This is a genomic window from Oxalobacter paraformigenes (assembly GCF_000158475.2).
GTDB classification, from domain to species: Bacteria; Pseudomonadota; Gammaproteobacteria; order Burkholderiales; family Burkholderiaceae_D; genus Oxalobacter; species Oxalobacter paraformigenes.
Genome location: NZ_KI392031.1, coordinates 286,752 through 303,633, shown reverse-complemented (window position 1 = coordinate 303,633; position 16,882 = coordinate 286,752). Strand labels below are relative to the sequence as shown.

Annotated in this window: 14 protein-coding genes and 1 riboswitch; of the genes, 7 read left to right on the top strand and 7 right to left on the bottom strand. The window is 55.9% G+C overall.

Annotated elements, in window-relative coordinates:
* Positions 1 to 61: 61 nt before the first annotated feature.
* Positions 62 to 1,726: an OFA family MFS transporter gene (locus OFAG_RS04800; protein WP_005877531.1), complete on the bottom strand. Its 1,665-nt coding sequence runs from the start codon at positions 1,724 to 1,726 to the stop codon at positions 62 to 64.
* Positions 1,727 to 1,919: 193 nt separating this feature from the next.
* Between OFAG_RS04800 and OFAG_RS04795 the strand changes: the two genes are divergently transcribed.
* Positions 1,920 to 2,999, top strand: a complete 1,080-nt coding sequence (locus OFAG_RS04795; protein ID WP_005877533.1) for a substrate-binding domain-containing protein — start codon at positions 1,920 to 1,922, stop codon at positions 2,997 to 2,999.
* 6 nt (positions 3,000 to 3,005) lie between these two features.
* Here the strand turns inward: OFAG_RS04795 and apbC are convergent, their stop codons facing one another.
* Positions 3,006 to 4,091 (bottom strand): iron-sulfur cluster carrier protein ApbC, encoded by a 1,086-nt coding sequence (gene apbC, locus OFAG_RS04790; protein ID WP_020994872.1) that lies wholly within the window; start codon positions 4,089 to 4,091, stop codon positions 3,006 to 3,008.
* A 111-nt stretch (positions 4,092 to 4,202) separates the two neighbouring features.
* On the opposite strand from apbC, the gene metG reads away from it, so the two are divergent.
* The 5 genes from metG to panC all read left to right on the top strand — a co-directional run bounded on the left by metG (position 4,203) and on the right by panC (position 8,846).
* The gene (gene metG, locus OFAG_RS04785; protein WP_005877538.1) at positions 4,203 to 6,290 is read left to right on the top strand and encodes a methionine--tRNA ligase; all 2,088 of its coding nucleotides are present in this window, start codon (positions 4,203 to 4,205) and stop codon (positions 6,288 to 6,290) included.
* A 9-nt stretch (positions 6,291 to 6,299) separates the two neighbouring features.
* The gene (locus OFAG_RS04780; protein WP_005877540.1) at positions 6,300 to 6,779 is read left to right on the top strand and encodes a GNAT family N-acetyltransferase; all 480 of its coding nucleotides are present in this window, start codon (positions 6,300 to 6,302) and stop codon (positions 6,777 to 6,779) included.
* Between the two features lie 96 nt (positions 6,780 to 6,875).
* Positions 6,876 to 7,073 carry a hypothetical protein gene (locus tag OFAG_RS04775; protein WP_020994871.1) on the top strand — a complete coding sequence of 66 codons (198 nt, stop codon included), beginning with the start codon at positions 6,876 to 6,878 and terminating at the stop codon, positions 7,071 to 7,073.
* A gap of 15 nt (positions 7,074 to 7,088) precedes the next feature.
* On the top strand, positions 7,089 to 7,940 hold the full coding sequence (locus OFAG_RS04770; protein ID WP_005877541.1) for a segregation and condensation protein A: 852 nt from the start codon (positions 7,089 to 7,091) through the stop codon (positions 7,938 to 7,940).
* 66 nt (positions 7,941 to 8,006) lie between these two features.
* Positions 8,007 to 8,846 carry a pantoate--beta-alanine ligase gene (gene panC / locus OFAG_RS04765; protein WP_005877542.1) on the top strand — a complete coding sequence of 280 codons (840 nt, stop codon included), beginning with the start codon at positions 8,007 to 8,009 and terminating at the stop codon, positions 8,844 to 8,846.
* Between the two features lie 102 nt (positions 8,847 to 8,948).
* On the opposite strand, the gene OFAG_RS04760 is transcribed toward panC, so the two are convergent.
* The 4 genes from OFAG_RS04760 to OFAG_RS04745 all read right to left on the bottom strand — a co-directional run bounded on the left by OFAG_RS04760 (position 8,949) and on the right by OFAG_RS04745 (position 13,661).
* A complete protein-coding gene (locus tag OFAG_RS04760) occupies positions 8,949 to 9,797 on the bottom strand; it encodes a cobalamin-binding protein (RefSeq protein ID WP_040720889.1) in 849 nt (282 codons plus the stop codon).
* 67 nt (positions 9,798 to 9,864) lie between these two features.
* On the bottom strand, positions 9,865 to 10,629 hold the full coding sequence (locus OFAG_RS04755; RefSeq protein ID WP_005877544.1) for an ABC transporter ATP-binding protein: 765 nt from the start codon (positions 10,627 to 10,629) through the stop codon (positions 9,865 to 9,867).
* Positions 10,626 to 11,657 (bottom strand): FecCD family ABC transporter permease, encoded by a 1,032-nt coding sequence (locus tag OFAG_RS04750; protein ID WP_005877545.1) that lies wholly within the window; start codon positions 11,655 to 11,657, stop codon positions 10,626 to 10,628. Before OFAG_RS04750 ends, OFAG_RS04755 begins: the two co-directional genes overlap by 4 nt.
* Before the next feature lie 39 nt (positions 11,658 to 11,696).
* Entirely contained in the window at positions 11,697 to 13,661 is a 1,965-nt protein-coding gene (locus OFAG_RS04745; protein WP_005877546.1) for a TonB-dependent receptor domain-containing protein, read from the bottom strand.
* 144 nt (positions 13,662 to 13,805) lie between these two features.
* Positions 13,806 to 14,041, bottom strand: a riboswitch (cobalamin riboswitch).
* 183 nt (positions 14,042 to 14,224) lie between these two features.
* Here OFAG_RS04745 and OFAG_RS04740 point away from each other — a divergent pair.
* Positions 14,225 to 15,154, top strand: coding sequence for an MBL fold metallo-hydrolase (locus tag OFAG_RS04740; RefSeq protein ID WP_005877547.1), 930 nt, complete (start codon positions 14,225 to 14,227; stop codon positions 15,152 to 15,154).
* A 78-nt stretch (positions 15,155 to 15,232) separates the two neighbouring features.
* On the opposite strand, the gene OFAG_RS04735 is transcribed toward OFAG_RS04740, so the two are convergent.
* Positions 15,233 to 16,849 (bottom strand): bifunctional aminoglycoside phosphotransferase/ATP-binding protein, encoded by a 1,617-nt coding sequence (locus OFAG_RS04735; protein WP_020994870.1) that lies wholly within the window; start codon positions 16,847 to 16,849, stop codon positions 15,233 to 15,235.
* Positions 16,850 to 16,882 lie beyond the last annotated feature (33 nt).

The window sequence follows — 16,882 nt, the reverse complement described above, 5'->3', positions numbered from 1 at the left end:
TGCGCACATGCGGACATCGGTTCACTGAACAGCCCAGGGTGAACGAGCTGTCAATAACGTATTAGGCAAACATCTTGGCCGTTTGCAGGACAACCTGGTAAATCCCCCAGAGCAGAGGAATACCGACGATCAGCCAGCAAATGATCATGGTACCGGCAGAAGTCGGTTTGGCTGGAGGAACAACGCCGGATGCCTGGGCTTGGGCAACCTTTTCTTCCAGTTCCGCTTTGGCAGCCTTGACTTCCTCTTCGGTCATGTAGTACTTGCTGTTGACCGGACGGATCATGATAGCGAAGAAGAATTCGATCACGAGCAGAACGGCCATGATATACAGCGTGACGGAATAAGCCTGTGCCTTGGCGACACCTGCGTTCAGCTGCATGTCACGGATGATGTTGATCAGCAATGGGGACAACAGACCTGCGGTAGACCATGCAGTCAGCAGACGGCCGTGAATAGCGCCGACGAACTGGGTGCCGAACAGGTCGGCCAGATAAGCCGGAATGGTCGAGAAGCCGCCGCCGTAGAACGAAATACAGACGCAGACCGCACACAGGAACAGGATCAGGTTCAGGGAAGAAGCCAGAGTCGGGATCGATGCGTACAGAATGGCGCCCACGATGGAATAGATGAAGTAAACCGTCTTGCGGCCCAGTTTGTCAGAGAGCGAAGCCCAGACAACACGGCCACCGATGTTGAACAGCGACAGAAGACCTGTGAAACCGGCAGCGATCATCGCGACCTGGCCTTTTTGCCCATCGGTCAACTGGTCGAACGGAACACCCGGCATACCGATCAGGTTACCGGCGAACACTTCCTGCAGCAGCGGGGAAGCCATCGCCAGAACGCCGATACCGGCCGCGATGTTCAGGAAAAGCATGAACCAGCAGAACCAGAACTGGGGAGTTCTGACAGCCTTGCTGGTGGAAACGTTGAAAGAAGACGCTTCGATCAGACCGCCGTGACCGTCGTCAACCATGTTGCCGGTGTTTTTCGGTACCCAGCCAGCCGGTTTGTATCCGGACGGTGCGACCTTGATCGTGAAGCAGCCCAGAAGCATCATGACCGTATAGCAGCATGCCATGACGAAGAAAGCCTGCCACAGACCGACGGAAGTGGGAGTAGCGAAGAAAGCGATCAGTTTCTGTGCCAGAGGAGCGCCGACCATGGCGCCGCCGCCGAAACCGCCGACAGCCATACCCGTTGCCATACCGACGCGGTCAGGGAACCATTTGATCAGGGTGGAAACCGGCGTAATATAGCCAAGGCCCAGCCCGATACCGCCGATGATGGCGGACACCCAGGCGATCCACAACTGATGGGTAAAGGTCGCTACAGCCAGCATGAAGAAGAAAAAGCAGAAGCAGCAGCAGGAAGCCAGGCCGCATTTGCGCGGGCCAACGTGTTCCAGCCAGTTGCCGAGAATAGCGGTAGTAGTGCCCAGCATGAAGAACAGGATACCGAAAATAACGCTACACATCACGACTTTCCAGTCGCACTGGGTGGTAAACAATTGGGCGAAAAAACTCATGTCCGCAGGACATGCCAGAGCTTTACCAAGACCTTGCGATACACCGACCAGCCTGGACATTGGCAACCAGAACACGGACATACCGTAACCCATACCGACGCATAGGTGAATCATCAATGCGGAAGTAGGTACCAGCCAGCGATTGAAACCCTCGCCGGCTACGGTATATTCCTTACCGAGCTTCAAAAAAGACATACAATACTCTCCTTACACCCTATGAAAAAAAACTGACAATACGGTTTTTTTGGCACATCTGCCGCTTGTTCATCTGCAACAAACCGCAAAAAACGTTGATGAACGAAAATTTATCGTCGCATAATACCACTGCTAAATTCGGTAGGCTATAAGTAATTTTTTGCATATATCTTCATATAGGTTACAATGCGGTATGTACAAAGTTTCCATAGAACCTCACTGGCGAATTGCCTACGGCAAAAAACCGTCGATTGACACGGCTATGCTGTTGCGGCTTCTGGACGCGATACAAACCGAAGGCGCCATATTGCAGGCGGCCAAGGGACTGGGACTTTCCTACCGGCATGCCTGGGGATTGCTGCGTGAAGCCGAATCGGTTTTCGGCACGCCTTTACTCGAAAAACACCGTGGACGCGGTACAACACTGACCCGTTTTGCCACCACCCTGCTGTGGGCCGAAAGACGTATCGCCGCCCGGCTTTCCCCGACGCTGGAATCGCTTTCTTCCGAGCTGGAAACCGAACTGGCGAAAAGCGTACTGGGCAACAACCGGACCATACGGCTTTGCGCCAGTCACGGCTTTGCCATCTCCACCCTGATGGAGCACATCAACCGTCAGGAACTGCCCATCAAATTGCGTTACCAGAACAGCATGGAAGCGCTGGCCACCCTGGCCCAGGGCGATTGTGAAATTGCCGGCTTCCATTTGCCTGTCGATGTCTATGAAGACAGCGTGCTGCAGCTTTATCTCCGCTTCCTGTCGCGTGAAGAACATTGCCTGATTCATCTCGCCAATCTGAAACAGGGGCTTCTGATCGCCAAGGGCAACCCCAAAAGAATCCTGTCCTTCAAGGATCTGACGCGTGGCGACATACGTTTCGTCAACCGGCAAAGCGGATCGTCCACCCGGCAAGTGTTCGAAACCCTGCTCTTGAAAAACAGGATCGATTCCGCCAGCATCAACGGTTTCGAGACAACGGAATTCACCCATGCCGCCGTGGCCGCCTATATCGCCAGCAATATGGCCGATGTCGGGTTCGGCGTCGAAACGGCTGCGCACCGCTTCGGGCTGGATTTCGTGCCGCTGGTCGAAGAACGCTATTTCTTCGCCATTGCCCGTGAAACGCTGGAAAGCAAGGCCATGCAGGAAATGCTGTCCATCATGCGCAGCGATGAATTCATCCATGAAATCAACCAGCTTGGCGGTTACGACGCGACCGAAACCGGCAAGATCCACGCCGTCAGCGACGTTTTCAGGCTGGTGGACGTCTGACAAACTTCAGGGTTCGACCCTTACCGGCGGAAACATGCCAGTCATGTCCTTCGGTTTCAGCGCGACCTTTGCGGCAAGGCGGTACGCGATATCCCGGAAAATCCGGGCCATCAGTCCTTCCGGTTCGGCCACCACGACCGGCTTGCCGTTATCCGTCTGTTCGCGAACGGCGATGTTCAGCGGAATTTCCCCGAGCGAATCGACGCCATACGTCTCGCTCATCAACTTGCCGCCATCCTTGCCGAAAATATGTTCAATCTGTCCGCAATGCGTACAGACATAGGAACTCATGTTTTCGACAATACCTAAAATATCGACATTCATTTTCCGGAACATCATCAATCCCTTTTTCGCATCCAAAACAGCAACGTCCTGAGGCGTCGTCACCACGACCGCGCCTGTCAGCGGCGCTTTCTGCGACAGGGTCATCTGGATATCGCCCGTTCCCGGCGGCATGTCGATCAGCAGATAATCCAGATCGCGCCATTTCGTCTGCCCAAGCAACTGCATCAGCGCCTGCGTGATCATGGGCGCGCGCCAGGCCAGCGGCTGGACCGAATCCATCATGAAACCGATCGACATCAATTGCAGGCCGTATTGTTCAATCGGATCGAAATGCTGGCCGTCCGACGATTTCGGTTTTTCCGAAATGCCCATCAGAGTCGGTTGCGAAGGCCCGTAAATATCGGCGTCCAGAATGCCGACCCGCGCCCCTTCCGCCGCCAGCGCCAGCGCCAGATTGGCTGTTACGGTCGATTTGCCGACACCGCCCTTGCCGGACGAAACGGCAATGATGTTCCTGACGCCCGGCAAGGGCTTGACGCCACGCTGAACGGCATGCGTCAACATGGTCGTCGTCACGTCGATACGGATATCCCCGATTCCCTCCACCTCTTTCAGGGCCGCCAAAAGCCGGTTCCGGATAAACGCGTGAAGACTTTTGGCGGGATACCCCAGTTCGACCGTCAGCGATACCGCGTTTCCGTCAATGGCGATATTCTTGACCCATCCGGCGCTGACGTAATCGGTTTGCAAATTCTCGTCAACCACCCCCGAAATGGCTTTTCTGATTGTTTCCGGCGTCATGGACATTTTTTCTCCTTTCTCTGGAAGAAGAAGTCTAGCGCAAAAGCACAAAAGATGCCCGTTTCACCTCACAAGACTGGTAAAATGAAGCATTTCTGTCAATTTTTCATATTCATCATGTCACGAAAGCTGTTTGTCACCACCGCTCTGCCATACGCCAACGCCCCGTTCCATATCGGGCACATCATGGAATATATTCAGGCCGATATCTGGGTCCGTTTCCAGCGGATGCAGCAGGACAATGGAAAACAGCGGGAAGTCCATTTCGTCGGCGCCGACGATGTGCACGGCGCGCCCATCATGATCGCGGCTGAAAAAGCCGGCAAAACGCCGCAGGAATTTGTGGCGGAAATCGCGGCGGGCCGCGCCGCTCCGTTAAACGGTTTTCTGATCAGTTTCGACAACTGGCACTCGACCGACGGTTCCGAAAATTACGAGCTGTCCCGCGAAATCTACCGCCGCCTCAAGGCAAAGGGCCTGATTGAATCGAAAACCATCGAACAGTTCTTCGACCCGGTAAAAGAAATGTTTTTGCCGGACCGCTACATCAAGGGCGAATGCCCCAAATGCGGCGCCAAAGACCAGTACGGCGATACGTGTGAAAGCTGCAGCAGCGTCTATACCCCGACCGAGCTGAAAAATCCCTATTCGATCCTGACGGGCGCCACACCGGTCATGAAACAGTCCGAACATTTCTTCTTTAAACTGTCCGATCCGCAATGCACGGCCTTCCTGAAAGAATGGACCCTCGGCAATGTCGACGGCGAACCCCGATTGCAACCGGAAGTCGCCAACAAGGCCCGCGAATGGCTCGAAGGAAAGGAGGGAGAGGAAAATGCCCTCTCCGACTGGGATATCAGCCGCGACGCGCCCTACTTCGGCATTGAAATACCTGACGCGCCCGGCAAATATTTTTACGTCTGGCTGGATGCGCCGGTCGGTTATCTGGCATCGCTCAAAAATTATTTCAACAAAACGGGCGGCGATTACGACGCCTTCATGGCCGATCCGGAAACCGAACAATACCATTTCATCGGCAAGGACATCATTTACTTCCACACCCTGTTCTGGCCGGCCATGCTCCATTTTGCCGACATGCGCGTGCCCGACAATGTCTATGTGCACGGTTTTATCACTGTCGGCGGTGAAAAAATGTCCAAATCGCGCGGTACCGGCATCTCGCCACTGCGTTACCTGGAAATCGGCATGAACCCCGAATGGCTGCGTTACTATCTGGCGGCCAAACTGTCCGACCGCGTCGAGGACATCGACTTCACCGGCGACGATTTCATCGCCCGCGTCAATGCCGATCTGGTCGGCAAATACGTCAACATCGCCAGCCGGGCGGCCGGATTCATCACCAAACGCTTCGGCGGGAAACTGGCAAAAGACTGGAAAACAGAGGATACCCCGGTACTGGATACGCTCCGGGCCGCTTCCGGCGAGATCGCTGAATTGTACGAGAAACGCGAATTCGGCAAGGCCCTCCGCCAGATCATGCATCTTGCCGATGAAGTAAACGCCTATGTCGATGCCAACAAACCCTGGGTTCTGGCCAAGGATCCGGAAAAAAGCGAAGCACTCCATCAGGTCTGTACCCGCCTGCTGGAAGCCTTCCGCATTCTGAGCATATACCTGAAACCGGTGCTTCCCGCCGTTTCCGAAAAGGTCGAGGCCTTTCTGAACCTTCCGCCGCTCCAGTGGTCTGATGTGGAAAAACCGCTGGAAGACAGCCATGCCATCAATCCTTACGAACACCTGATGCAACGCGTGGATCAGAAAATGCTGGATGCCCTGTTCGACGCTCCGCAAACGGCAGCGGACACACCGGTTCCGGAAGAAAAATCCGCCCCCGCCATCGAACCGCTGGCAAACCAGATCACGATCGACGACTTCGCCAAAGTCGATATGCGTATCGCGAAAATCGTTGATTGCAGCCTTGTCGAAGGTGCCGACAAGCTGCTGAGGCTGTCGGTCGATGTCGGCGAGGGCCGGTTACGCACTATTTTCGCCGGCATCCGTTCCGCCTACAAACCGGAAGAACTGGCCGGCAAACTGACCGTCGTCGTCGCCAATCTGGCGCCGCGCAAAATGAAATTCGGCGTCTCCGAAGGCATGGTCATGGCGGCGTCCGGCAAGGACGATGCCGGCATCTATATCCTTCAGCCCTGGCCCGGCGCCAAACCCGGCATGCGATTGCGTTAAGGAAAAACGATGAAAATTGTTGTCCGGGAAGCTTCTCTTGAAGACGCTCCCCTGATTGCAGACCTGACGAGGAAAGCCTGGGCGGGCAAATGCCCGCCGACCTCGCACGGTCACCGCGATACCTGGGTCAATGTCAACGAAGACCTGCATGCCGGAGGCGCTTTCATCCTGCTGGTGGACGGCATCCCGGCCGGATCGTTGCGCTGGGCGCCACTGGATGAAGACGAATCCATCTGGAAAATCCGCCGGCTCGGCGTCATTCCCGCTTTCTGCGGCCAGAACCTGTCCCAGAATCTGCTTGAAGCCGTCATTCATCACGCCCAGCTTTGCGAAATATCCGAACTCCGTCTTTTCCTGCACCGGTATCTGGAACCGCTGACCAGCCTCTATGAAGCGTACGGTTTCGAGCTGGCGCCCGAAATCGAGTTTTCCACTCGCAACACCATGGATCCGCCTCCCGTCATGATGCGAAAAATACTGGATCCCTGATCCCCTTACGGAAGAAATACGGCAAAAGAACGCCCGACCTGAAAACACTCTACCGACTTCACCAACAAGCTTGCCATACCCCGGACATTAACAACCATGATTCAATTCAGACTGGACAATCGCTACATTTCGGAACTGGACTGTTTGCTGAAAGAAGGACGGAAACGGCATCCGGCAACCGGTTACAGAACACGAAAACAGGCTGCCTTAGAGCCGGTGAAACGGCCGCCTGAAACCCTTCCTTTCGTACTGAAAGGCAAAGCGCCCGCTCAAATACCGAAGTCGTCTCACTGAAAGGGTTCACCCGTCATGACAGATTTCCCGCCGGCTACTCCCTCTTCAACGGAAGCGGACATGCTTTTGCCCGGAGAAACCGGCAAAAGCGATATCGTCGCGCGTTTATACGGTGAATCCGTCACCGAAATACCGGCCGACCTGTATATCCCTCCGGAAGCGCTGGAAGTGTTTCTGGAAGCGTTCGAAGGCCCGCTCGATCTGCTGCTATACCTGATCAGACGCCAGCACTTCAACATTCTGGACATTCCCATGGCCGAGCTGACGCTGCAATACCTGCACTATGTCGATCGTATCCGGTCGCAAAAACTGGAACTGGCTGCCGACTACCTGCTGATGGCCGCCATGCTCGTGGAAATCAAATCCCGACTTTTACTGCCGAAAGTGAAACCGGCGCCGGATGAAGAACCGGAAGACCCGCGTGCCGAGCTGGTTCGCCGGCTTCTGGAATACGAACGCATGAAACTGGCGGCAAAAACGCTGGATGAATTGCCCAGGCTCGGCACCGATTTCTTCCTGCCGCAGGCGGCTATCCCGAAAAACCCCGAAAAAGTCTGGCCGGCCGTCTCGGCCGAAGAATTGCGGCAGGCTTTTGCCGGGATCATCCACCGCGCCAAACTGTCAACCCGCCATACCGTCAGCAAGCAGGAACTGTCGGTAAGAGAACACATGGCCTCGATCCTGCGGCAATTGCGCAACGTCCGGTTTGTCGAATTTTACGACCTGTTCGACGAAACGGCGGGCCTTGCCGTCGTCGTCGTTCACTTTCTGGCCCTTTTGGAGCTTGCCAAGGAAACCCTGATCGAAATCACGCAAGTCGAGGCCGGCGCGCCGATTTATATAAGGTTGACCCGATACCACGATTAAGCCCAGAATACGGTTTTCATTACGTTTGTTTTTTTAACCCTTTTCTTTCCGGACTGCCGGCACATCATGAAAGTTGTTACCACCATAGAAGAACTCCGCAACCAGTTACGCGGACAATTGCGCACCGCCTTCGTTCCCACCATGGGCAATCTCCATGACGGTCACCTGTCGCTGATGCGGCTTGCCAAAAAACACGGCGACCCCGTCGTCGCCTCCATTTTCGTCAACCGCCTGCAATTCGGGCCGAACGAAGACTTCGATACCTACCCGCGCACATTCAGGGCCGACGTCGAAAAACTGGAAAAAGAAGGGGTTTACGTGCTTTTCGCGCCGACGGAAAAAGACATGTATCCGGTACCGCAGGAATTCCGGGTCCAGCCGCCGCAGGAACTGGCCGACATTCTGGAGGGCAAATTCCGCCCCGGTTTCTTCAATGGCGTAACGACCGTGCTCTTAAAACTCTTTTCCTGCGTCAATCCGGCCGTCGCCATTTTCGGCAAAAAGGATTACCAGCAATTGATGGTCGTGCGCAACATGGCCCAGCAATTCGCGCTGCCAACGAAAATCATCGCTGCCGAAACCTGGCGTGCGGACGACGGACTGGCCCTCTCTTCCCGGAACATGTACCTGACCAAGGAACAGCGCCAGGAAGCGCCCAATCTGTACAAGACCCTGCAAAACATCGCCGATAAAATGCATGGCGGTTATCTGGACATCTACAAACTGGAAAAACATGCCAAGGAAGAACTGACCCAGCGCGGCTGGGCGCCGGACTATGTCTCTATCCGCAAGCGATCGAATCTGCAACCGCCGACCGCCGGAGAACTGGCGGAAAAAGAACCGCTGGTCGTGCTGGCTGCCGCCAAACTGGGCGAAACCCGGCTGATCGACAACCTCGAAATCTGAGGGTTCCGTCAAAACGCCAGCGCGTCATTCACCAAAAAGGCAGAGCGATCTGCCTTTTTCCGTTTTCGAGACTGCGCCTTATACAATCTGCCGGTTTTTCCGTTAACGGAATGCCTGCCGGTTTTTCCGGCCTTCATCCAGCTTTTCGCACATCATCCCGACCCCGGAAATCATTCTCGGCCCCGGACGATCCAGCCAGTCCGGGTCGATCCGGAAAAGATTGCCGTACCGCACGGCGTCAAGTGTCCTGAACCGCTTCCAGCCCGAAAGCCCGTCTTCAGTGCCCATCCCGCGACTGCTGACAATCACTTCGGGATTGGCGGCCAGAACCGCTTCCGTGCTGACATGGGGCGCGATAACGGACAAATCCGCAAAAACATTCCTGCCGCCGCATACTTCGATAATCTCATTGACGATATGCCGGCCGTTCAGGGTAAAAAGCGGCACATCCGACACCTGATAGAAAACGCGCAGGGACGGACGGTTCCGGTATTTCTTTTTCAACGCTTCCAGCTTCCGCCTCCACTTGCCGGCCGCCCTCCCTGCCGTCGCTTCATGTCCTGTCAGGGTACCGAGTCGAACCATCGTATCCGGAATATCTTGAAGACGGCGCGGATGGCTGTAAAAAACCGGAATGCCCGCCTGTTTCAGCTTCGCGACCTGCTTTGGCGGATTGCCGCCACTCCAGACAATCAGCAAATCCGGCTTCAGCGCCAGCACGCGTTCCAGGTCAATCTGCCTGAAATCGCCGACTACCGGAACCTGGCGCACCTCCCCCGGATAATCGCTGAAACGGGTCACGCCGACCAGTTGTTCCCCGGCACCTGTCGCATAAATCATCTCCGTTGCGTGAGGCGACAGGGAAACAATGCGCCGGGCGGGATGCGAAAGCGTCACGGCCAGACCGGCGTCATCCGTCACGCTGACGGCAGCCCATGCATTTGCCGTCATAAAAAGGCCAAACCATAAACATGTGTTCAGGAAACGCATCTTTTTCATTCCAGCCATTCCCGGCCATTCAGAAAGAAACGAAAACCGGCCGATCGCCGTGGACAATGGATTCGACCGGATAGTGCAGACAGCGCGACAGTTTGTCCGCTTTCATCATCTCTTCAACCCTTCCCGCTTCCCATCTCCCGTCACCATGCAGCAACAGCACATGCGTGGCTACCGCCCAGGCCAGATTGAGATCGTGCACAACCGTCACGACGGCCTTTTTCCGTTCCCGGCACAAACCGGCAATCGTCTTCATCAGGGCGGCCTGATGGGCCAGATCGAGCGCCGTCGCCGGTTCGTCCAGCAGCATCAGCGGCGTATCCTGCGCCAGCAGCGCGGCAATCGCCACCCGTTGCCGTTCGCCACCGGAAAGGGTACGCACATCGCGGCCGGCCAGATGAAGCACATCCATGTGTTCCAGCGCGCAAGCCGCCCTGTCCCTGTCTTCTCCGGATTCCCACATCTTTTTGGCCCGGTAAGGAAAGCGGGCGGCCAAAACCGTTTCAAACGCGGTAAACCCGAACGCGTCCGGCTGCGACTGGGAAAGATAGGCCCGTCGCCGCGCCAGTTCCTGTAGCGGCCAGCCGGAAAGTTCCCGTCCCTCCAGCAAAACGGAACCGGCATCCGGTATCCGCAAGCCCGCCAGCGTCTGCAACAGGGTGGTTTTCCCGGCGCCGTTGCGTCCGTAAACGAACCAGCATTCTCCGGCGCCAACAGCCATATCCAGCCTTTCCACCAGCATCCTGCCCGCTACCTGCAAACCCAGACCGTCCACCGTGAGTATCATACTATTCTGCCCCGGTACAACTGGAAGAGAAAAACGGGGACACCGATCAGCGACGTGACCACACCGACCGGCAACTGATGCGGCGAAAGCAGCGTCCTTGCCGCCGTGTCGGCCAGCACCAGAAAGAAACCGCCGGTCAAAAGCGTAGCGGGAAAAAGAAAACGGTGATCCGGCCCCCACATCATCCGGCAGGCATGGGGCACGATCAGGCCGACAAACCCGACATTGCCCGCTGCGGTAACCGCTGTCGCCGTCAGAAGCGCACTGCTGACAAACAAGCCTTTCCTGAGCCAGGGCACTCTGACGCCCAGCGTCCCGGCCATATCCGCCTGAAGCGCCAGCAGGTTCACCGCGGGCGAAACATGCCATGCCCAGACAAACACAAGAAAAACAAGCAGAACGGCCCCGGCATTGAACGTCGCACCCGACAGATCGCCCACCAGCCAGAAAACCATCCCGCGCAAATCGTGATCGGGCGCGACCGTCAATAACAGAGTGACAATGGCACTGCACCCGAACGCCAGAATGACGCCGGTCAACAACAGCCGCGAAGCCCCGTCTGCCGAAGCGAAGTCGCGCCGGGACAAGCCGTAAAGAATCAGGGCAACGGCCAGCGAGCCGCCAAACGCCACGGTACCGACCGCCCATGACGACACCGACAGAAACAGCATGGACAAGGCTCCCACCGAAGCGCCGCCCGACACGCCCAGCACATACGGATCGGCCAGCGGATTGCGCAAAAGCGCCTGCATCAGACAGCCCGCCAACGCCAGCGCCGATCCGGTCATAAAAGCGGCCAAAGCCCTCTCCAGCCGCAAGCCCAGCACGGTTGACGCCAGCGAATCGGAGTGGCCTGCAAGCAGACTGGCAAACGCCCGGGACAGTTCCGGCGCACTCAAGCCAACCGAACCGGTCATGCAGGAAACAAGAAGACTCGCCACCGACAGCAAAACCAGCGCCAGCAGCCACACGGCCTTGCGTCTTCTTGTCAATAAGGCCGACTGGCTGAAAAGGTTCTGTTCCGGCACAGTGTGCAAGCCTTCCGAACGGGTTATGAAAATCCTATTTTACATCTTCACGTTCACGCCAACATACGCGCCGCGATCCGGCTGGTTGTATCCGTACACCGTTTCATAATCCTTGTCGAAGAGATTTTCGATCCGCGCATAGAGCGAAACGTTCTTGTCGATATCGTAACGGGCGTTCAGATTGACGAGCGTAAAAGAAGGCAGCGTGACATCCACATTGCTGTACGTATTGGCGTCATAATACTTGTCCGGCCTGTGCCCGGTAAAGAGGAGGTCTCCCCCGAGATACCATTTGCCCAGGGTCTTGGAAACATTCAGGGAACCGAATATTTCCGCCCGCCGGTCCAGCTTTGCATCGGTTTCCCTGTTCCGGGGATTTTGCCAGGTCAGATTGGCGCCCACATCCACTCCCAGAATATCGGTCGACATGTTCAGCTCGACCCCCGTGCTTTTGGCGCGGTTGACATTCATGTATTTGCCTGCACTGTACGAAATCAGATGGCGGGTATGCCACTCGAACACGCTGAGCCGGATCAGATCTTTGCCCCTGGCGTACTGGATGCCCGCTTCATAATTGGTGGAACGTTCAGACTCCAGGTCTTCATTGCCGCCCCATTCCGGATTGTACAACTGGTCCAGAGTCGGGGCGAGAAAGGAAGTGGAAACGCTGGCCAGCAGTTTCCAGGAAGGAGTCAGCTCATAGCCATATCCCAGAAATCCGGTAGTGTCCGAACCGGCATCTTCCACATGATCGTAACGGACATTGGCCTGCAGGCTGTGTGCGCCCACATTGCCCAGAAGGCCGGCATAAGCGCTGTACTTGTCGCGATCGACATTCATGCTGTAACTGCCATAGGAAAGGTTAAGATTACGGTTACTGACATATCCGTTTTCCGTACCCAGATCCATGCCTGCCGTCAACGTCCAGTCGGAAGACAAGGCAAGCCGGTTTTCCCACTGGAGCAATTTCGTTTCGCTGCGATATCGGGAACGGTAATCGTTATTGGACGGCCCATAACCGTAATCCACCCAGTCCCCGTCCAGCACATTGGCATGACGCTCTATACTGTTATAAGAAAACGTCAGCGTAGAAAGCCAGTCTCGGGTAAAACGGTTCTTGCTGTAAAGAGCGGTTGTCCACTGCTTGGATTTTCCGTCTGCCTCCTCATGGATACCCGACTGCCCGTCAAAATCGAACCTGGCGTCGTACATATACAGGCGCGCGCCGATTTCATGATCCCGGTCCAGACGCTGGGACAATGCCGCATTGACGCTGACATTCCGGTCGCGATCGTCATCAGGATTGACGGTAGAATCCTTCGAGGAATTCATGGCTGAAAAACCGTTGGTTTTGTAACGGGTCACCGACAGGGCAAAACCGGTTCCGGCCTCGGTTTTGCCCGATACGCCAGCGCCCAGTTTGACCGTATCGTGCGAACCGTATTCGGCAAAAACATGAGCCGCCGGTTTTCCCGTACCCTGTTTGGTAAAAATCTGGATAACCCCGCCAATGGCGCCGGAACCATAAATCGACGAGACATTGCCGCGAACGACCTCGATATGATCGATCTGGTCGGGCTGAATATGAGACAGCAGTTCAGTACTGCCTGCTCCCAGCGAATCCTGAATGGGCACGCCATCGAGCAAGACAAGAAGATGCCGGGATTCATTTCCCCGCATGAAAAGCGAAGCGGCCGTTCCGGCGCCCCCGCTTCTGACCAGTTCGATACCTGCCTCGCTCCTTAACAGGGAAGGCAAATCGGCCAGCTTCTTGTTCTGAATGGTTTCGGAGGTGATGATTGTCGTGCTCGGAATGGCGTCTTTCTGCAATTGTTCAACGCGTGACGCGGTCACGACAACGGGTTCCAGCGTTTTTTCATCCATATCGGCCCGGCCATTTTCCTGCGCAAAAGCGGAACCGGCAAAACAGCCGGACAAGAGAGAAACGAGCAAAAGAGGTTTGATCGCCGAACGGGAACGGCAATTGAAAAGGGGGGAATGCATGCGTTTTTTCCATATAGATGCTTCGAGCCGGCGACCCCGCCGCACTCAAGTCAATCAACGTGCCGCGAGACCCGGAAGAAAAAACGAATGACGCCGGATACGGACAAAGCCGACACGCCTTCGCGGCACTTCCCCGTCCGCGGCACAACCTGTTCCGTCCTGGCCGGTATCCGGGCTACAGGTTTCCGGACTGAGTCCGGAGCTGATCGCCCGACCTTCCCATGCAAGAGCACAGTGGTACAGATGGGCGACGAGTCCCTTCGGGGACGCCTGCTTACCGTTGCGGGGGCAGCACACGTTGGTCGCTCGAAACGACTTCGTGTTTCCCGTTTAACCGCGCATCAGACAGATGCGCGAGCACCAAAACGGGAGAATTGTAAACGAGACGCTTGCTTTAACGCAAAATATGGTCGCTCAAAATGCACATTTTTTGAATGACCGGTTCCATTCCCTCGCGGCCTTTTTTCTCTTCGACCTCATTCCGGCTCAGTCTGCCGCCCCTTTCCCCCAAAACGCAATTCGCCCATACGCGGTAAAATAAGGAACTCAAGGAGTTTTCGACCATGCATTTTTCCAACTTGAAAGGCAATTTCCGCAAACCGGCAGGAAGCCAGACGCTCAAGTGGCTGTTGGGTTGGCACAACGAAAAACGGCCCAAATCACCGGCGACAGGCGTCAGGATTCCTTACGTGCAAAACGACGGGAACGCGCTCAGGCAATCGACGGCAGACACGCTGACCTGGATCGGGCAAGCCTCTTTTCTCGTTCAGCTGGGCGGCAAAAACCTGCTGATCGATCCGGTCATGTCCCGTTCGCTGGGTTTCATCAAACGCAACTCGCCACCGGGTCTGGACTGGGCTGCCCTGCCGAAGATCGACGCGGTTTTTATCACACACAATCACCGCGATCACATGGATGCCCCGACCCTGAAACGCCTTGGGCCCGGCCCGGTCTATGTCGTTCCCAAAGGGCTTGGCGTCTGGTTCAGGCAAAACGGATTTCCCAGAGTCGTCGAAATGAGTTGGTGGCAACAGGAAGAAATCGACGGGCTGGACGTCACCTTCGTTCCGGCCGAACACTGGAGCCGGCGGGGTCTGACCGACATCAACACAAGCTGGTGGGGCGGTTATGTCATTGCCCGGAACGGTTTGCGCGTCTATCACTCCGGCGATACCGGCTGGTTCGAGGGCTTTGCCCAGATTGCGGAGCGTTTCCCGGATATCCATGCCGCCATGCTGCCCGCGGGCGCCTATGCGCCGCGCTGGTTCATGCGCGCCCAGCACATCGATCCGGAAGAAGCCGTCAGGGCTTTCAAACTCCTTGGAGCGAAACAGTTTGTCGGCATGCACTGGGGAACATTCAAACTGTCCGATGAACCGCTGGATGAACCGATGCAGATCCTGCCGGCCATCTGGGAAAAAGAAGAACTCGAACGCCAACGTCTGGAAGCGGGCGTTCTCGGCAAAATTCTCCGGCTCGACAAACTGGCGTAAAACGCTCCTGCCATCAGGCCATAAAAAACCGGAAATTCCTGCTTCCGGTTTTTTATCCCGCCGCCTCCTCTTGAACCATCAGGCCAGGTTTCTTTCCGGTTCAAACAGCCGCGACAGGACAGCCCAGCCCGCGGCATTCTCATCGAAACCGCTATCGCTTTCATTGACGAACTCCACGGAAAACCGCCTTTCGCCGGTTTCCAGCGGTTCCATTCGCGCTTTTTGCAAAGCCAGCACTTCAGGCCCGGCATCAGAAGCGTCTTCAGCCCTCCGCTGGCGTTCTTCCAGCCTTTTTTGCAGCGTTTCCATGCCGGCAACAAGCGACACCATGGCAAACGGCACCGACCGGCTTTCCGCCAGCTTCCGGAAAAGCGCCCTGTGGGACGCCTTCAGAAACGAGGCATCGACAATGACCGTCATGCCCGCCCTGAGCAGCCTGTCCGCCTTGTCAAGCAGCCGTTCATACACCCTCTCTCTGGCCTGTTCCGTATAGCGCACGTCATTCCCGCTTTCGCCTCCCGCGGGTCTTTCCTCACCGTAAAGACGTATCCTTTCCACATCGGAACGCAGACAGATTCCCGATAATTTCTCGACGGCCATTTTCGCGAAAACCGTTTTGCCCGAACCGGGGAGTCCCACCGTAACAATCAGCGCAGGTCGCCGGTTTGTCAACAACTCGTTGGCCAGTTCCATATACCGCCGGTATTCGGCGCCTGCAGGGACTGTTTCACGAATGCCGTCCATTTCCTGCAACAGCCGTATCCGGTGGACTTTCGCGCGAACAGTGGCATGATAAGCGGCATAAAAGCGCAACAGGGCCACCCCCTCATAATCCCCCGTCTGTTCCAGATAATCGTTCAGAAAACGCCAGGCAAACGGTGCCTTGCGAAAATACAAGAGATCCATAAAAGCAAAGGCGACATCGCTCATGATATCCATCCAGCGATATTGCGGATCGAAATCAATGCCGTCAAACGGCACAACTTTTCCTTCCACCAAAACCAGATTGCCCATATGCAGATCGCCATGGCACTCACAGACAAACCCCGCTTTTTGACGCTGCCCGAAATAGTCGCGGCAAACCAGCCATTCGGCAATCTGCGCTTTTTTCACTTCTTCCCATAGCGCCAGATCGTCGGGATCGGTCAGCAAATCGCCCAGTTCCTGAAGATTTCCGGCAACGGTTCGCAACTGGAAATCCGCCGTTCCATAGGGAGAAACCGCTTCCCCCTGCGGCAAAGCCATGAGACCCTGATGAAAATCCCCGACCGCTCTGGACAGACTGTCGATATCTCCTGCCGTCAGCGTATCTTCCTCAAGCAGTCGGTCAAGCTGTTTTTCATTGTTGAAACGGCGCATCTTGACAGCATATTCCAGTGCGGGACTGGCATGGAGCGCCGGACTGGAAAAATCCCCGCCGATCTGAACCACGTCGAGATAGATTTCCGGAGCCGTCCTGCGATTCAGGCGAATTTCCTCACAGCAATAAAAACGGCGCATCGCCAGATCGGAATAATCGAGAAAACCGAAATGAAGCGCCTTTTTGACCTTGTAGGCATACTGGCCGCTTATCAGAATCCACGAAACATGAGTCTCGATTAACGTACTGGCCGGCTCCGCTTCCTGCAGCAGGGCCAGCCACGTCTGAATGAGTCTTTCCTGATCCGGCAAACCGGTTTGTAGATCTTCGTTCATACTTTCACCTTTTCGTTCGCAGCATGAGCCGTG

What these genes read in the sequence shown, in the direction of transcription:
- OFAG_RS04775 (WP_020994871.1), top strand. Translation starts at nt 6,876, where the DNA reads ATGATTCAATTCAGACTGGACAATCGCTACATTTCGGAACTGGACTGT.
- panC (WP_005877542.1), top strand. Translation starts at nt 8,007, where the DNA reads ATGAAAGTTGTTACCACCATAGAAGAACTCCGCAACCAGTTACGCGGA.
- OFAG_RS04800 (WP_005877531.1), bottom strand. Translation starts at nt 1,726, where the DNA reads ATGTCTTTTTTGAAGCTCGGTAAGGAATATACCGTAGCCGGCGAGGGT.
- OFAG_RS04735 (WP_020994870.1), bottom strand. Translation starts at nt 16,849, where the DNA reads ATGAACGAAGATCTACAAACCGGTTTGCCGGATCAGGAAAGACTCATT.
- OFAG_RS04740 (WP_005877547.1), top strand. Translation starts at nt 14,225, where the DNA reads ATGCATTTTTCCAACTTGAAAGGCAATTTCCGCAAACCGGCAGGAAGC.
- OFAG_RS04755 (WP_005877544.1), bottom strand. Translation starts at nt 10,629, where the DNA reads ATGATACTCACGGTGGACGGTCTGGGTTTGCAGGTAGCGGGCAGGATG.
- OFAG_RS04780 (WP_005877540.1), top strand. Translation starts at nt 6,300, where the DNA reads ATGAAAATTGTTGTCCGGGAAGCTTCTCTTGAAGACGCTCCCCTGATT.
- OFAG_RS04795 (WP_005877533.1), top strand. Translation starts at nt 1,920, where the DNA reads ATGTACAAAGTTTCCATAGAACCTCACTGGCGAATTGCCTACGGCAAA.
- apbC (WP_020994872.1), bottom strand. Translation starts at nt 4,091, where the DNA reads ATGTCCATGACGCCGGAAACAATCAGAAAAGCCATTTCGGGGGTGGTT.
- OFAG_RS04760 (WP_040720889.1), bottom strand. Translation starts at nt 9,797, where the DNA reads ATGACGGCAAATGCATGGGCTGCCGTCAGCGTGACGGATGACGCCGGT.
- OFAG_RS04770 (WP_005877541.1), top strand. Translation starts at nt 7,089, where the DNA reads ATGACAGATTTCCCGCCGGCTACTCCCTCTTCAACGGAAGCGGACATG.
- OFAG_RS04745 (WP_005877546.1), bottom strand. Translation starts at nt 13,661, where the DNA reads ATGCATTCCCCCCTTTTCAATTGCCGTTCCCGTTCGGCGATCAAACCT.
- metG (WP_005877538.1), top strand. Translation starts at nt 4,203, where the DNA reads ATGTCACGAAAGCTGTTTGTCACCACCGCTCTGCCATACGCCAACGCC.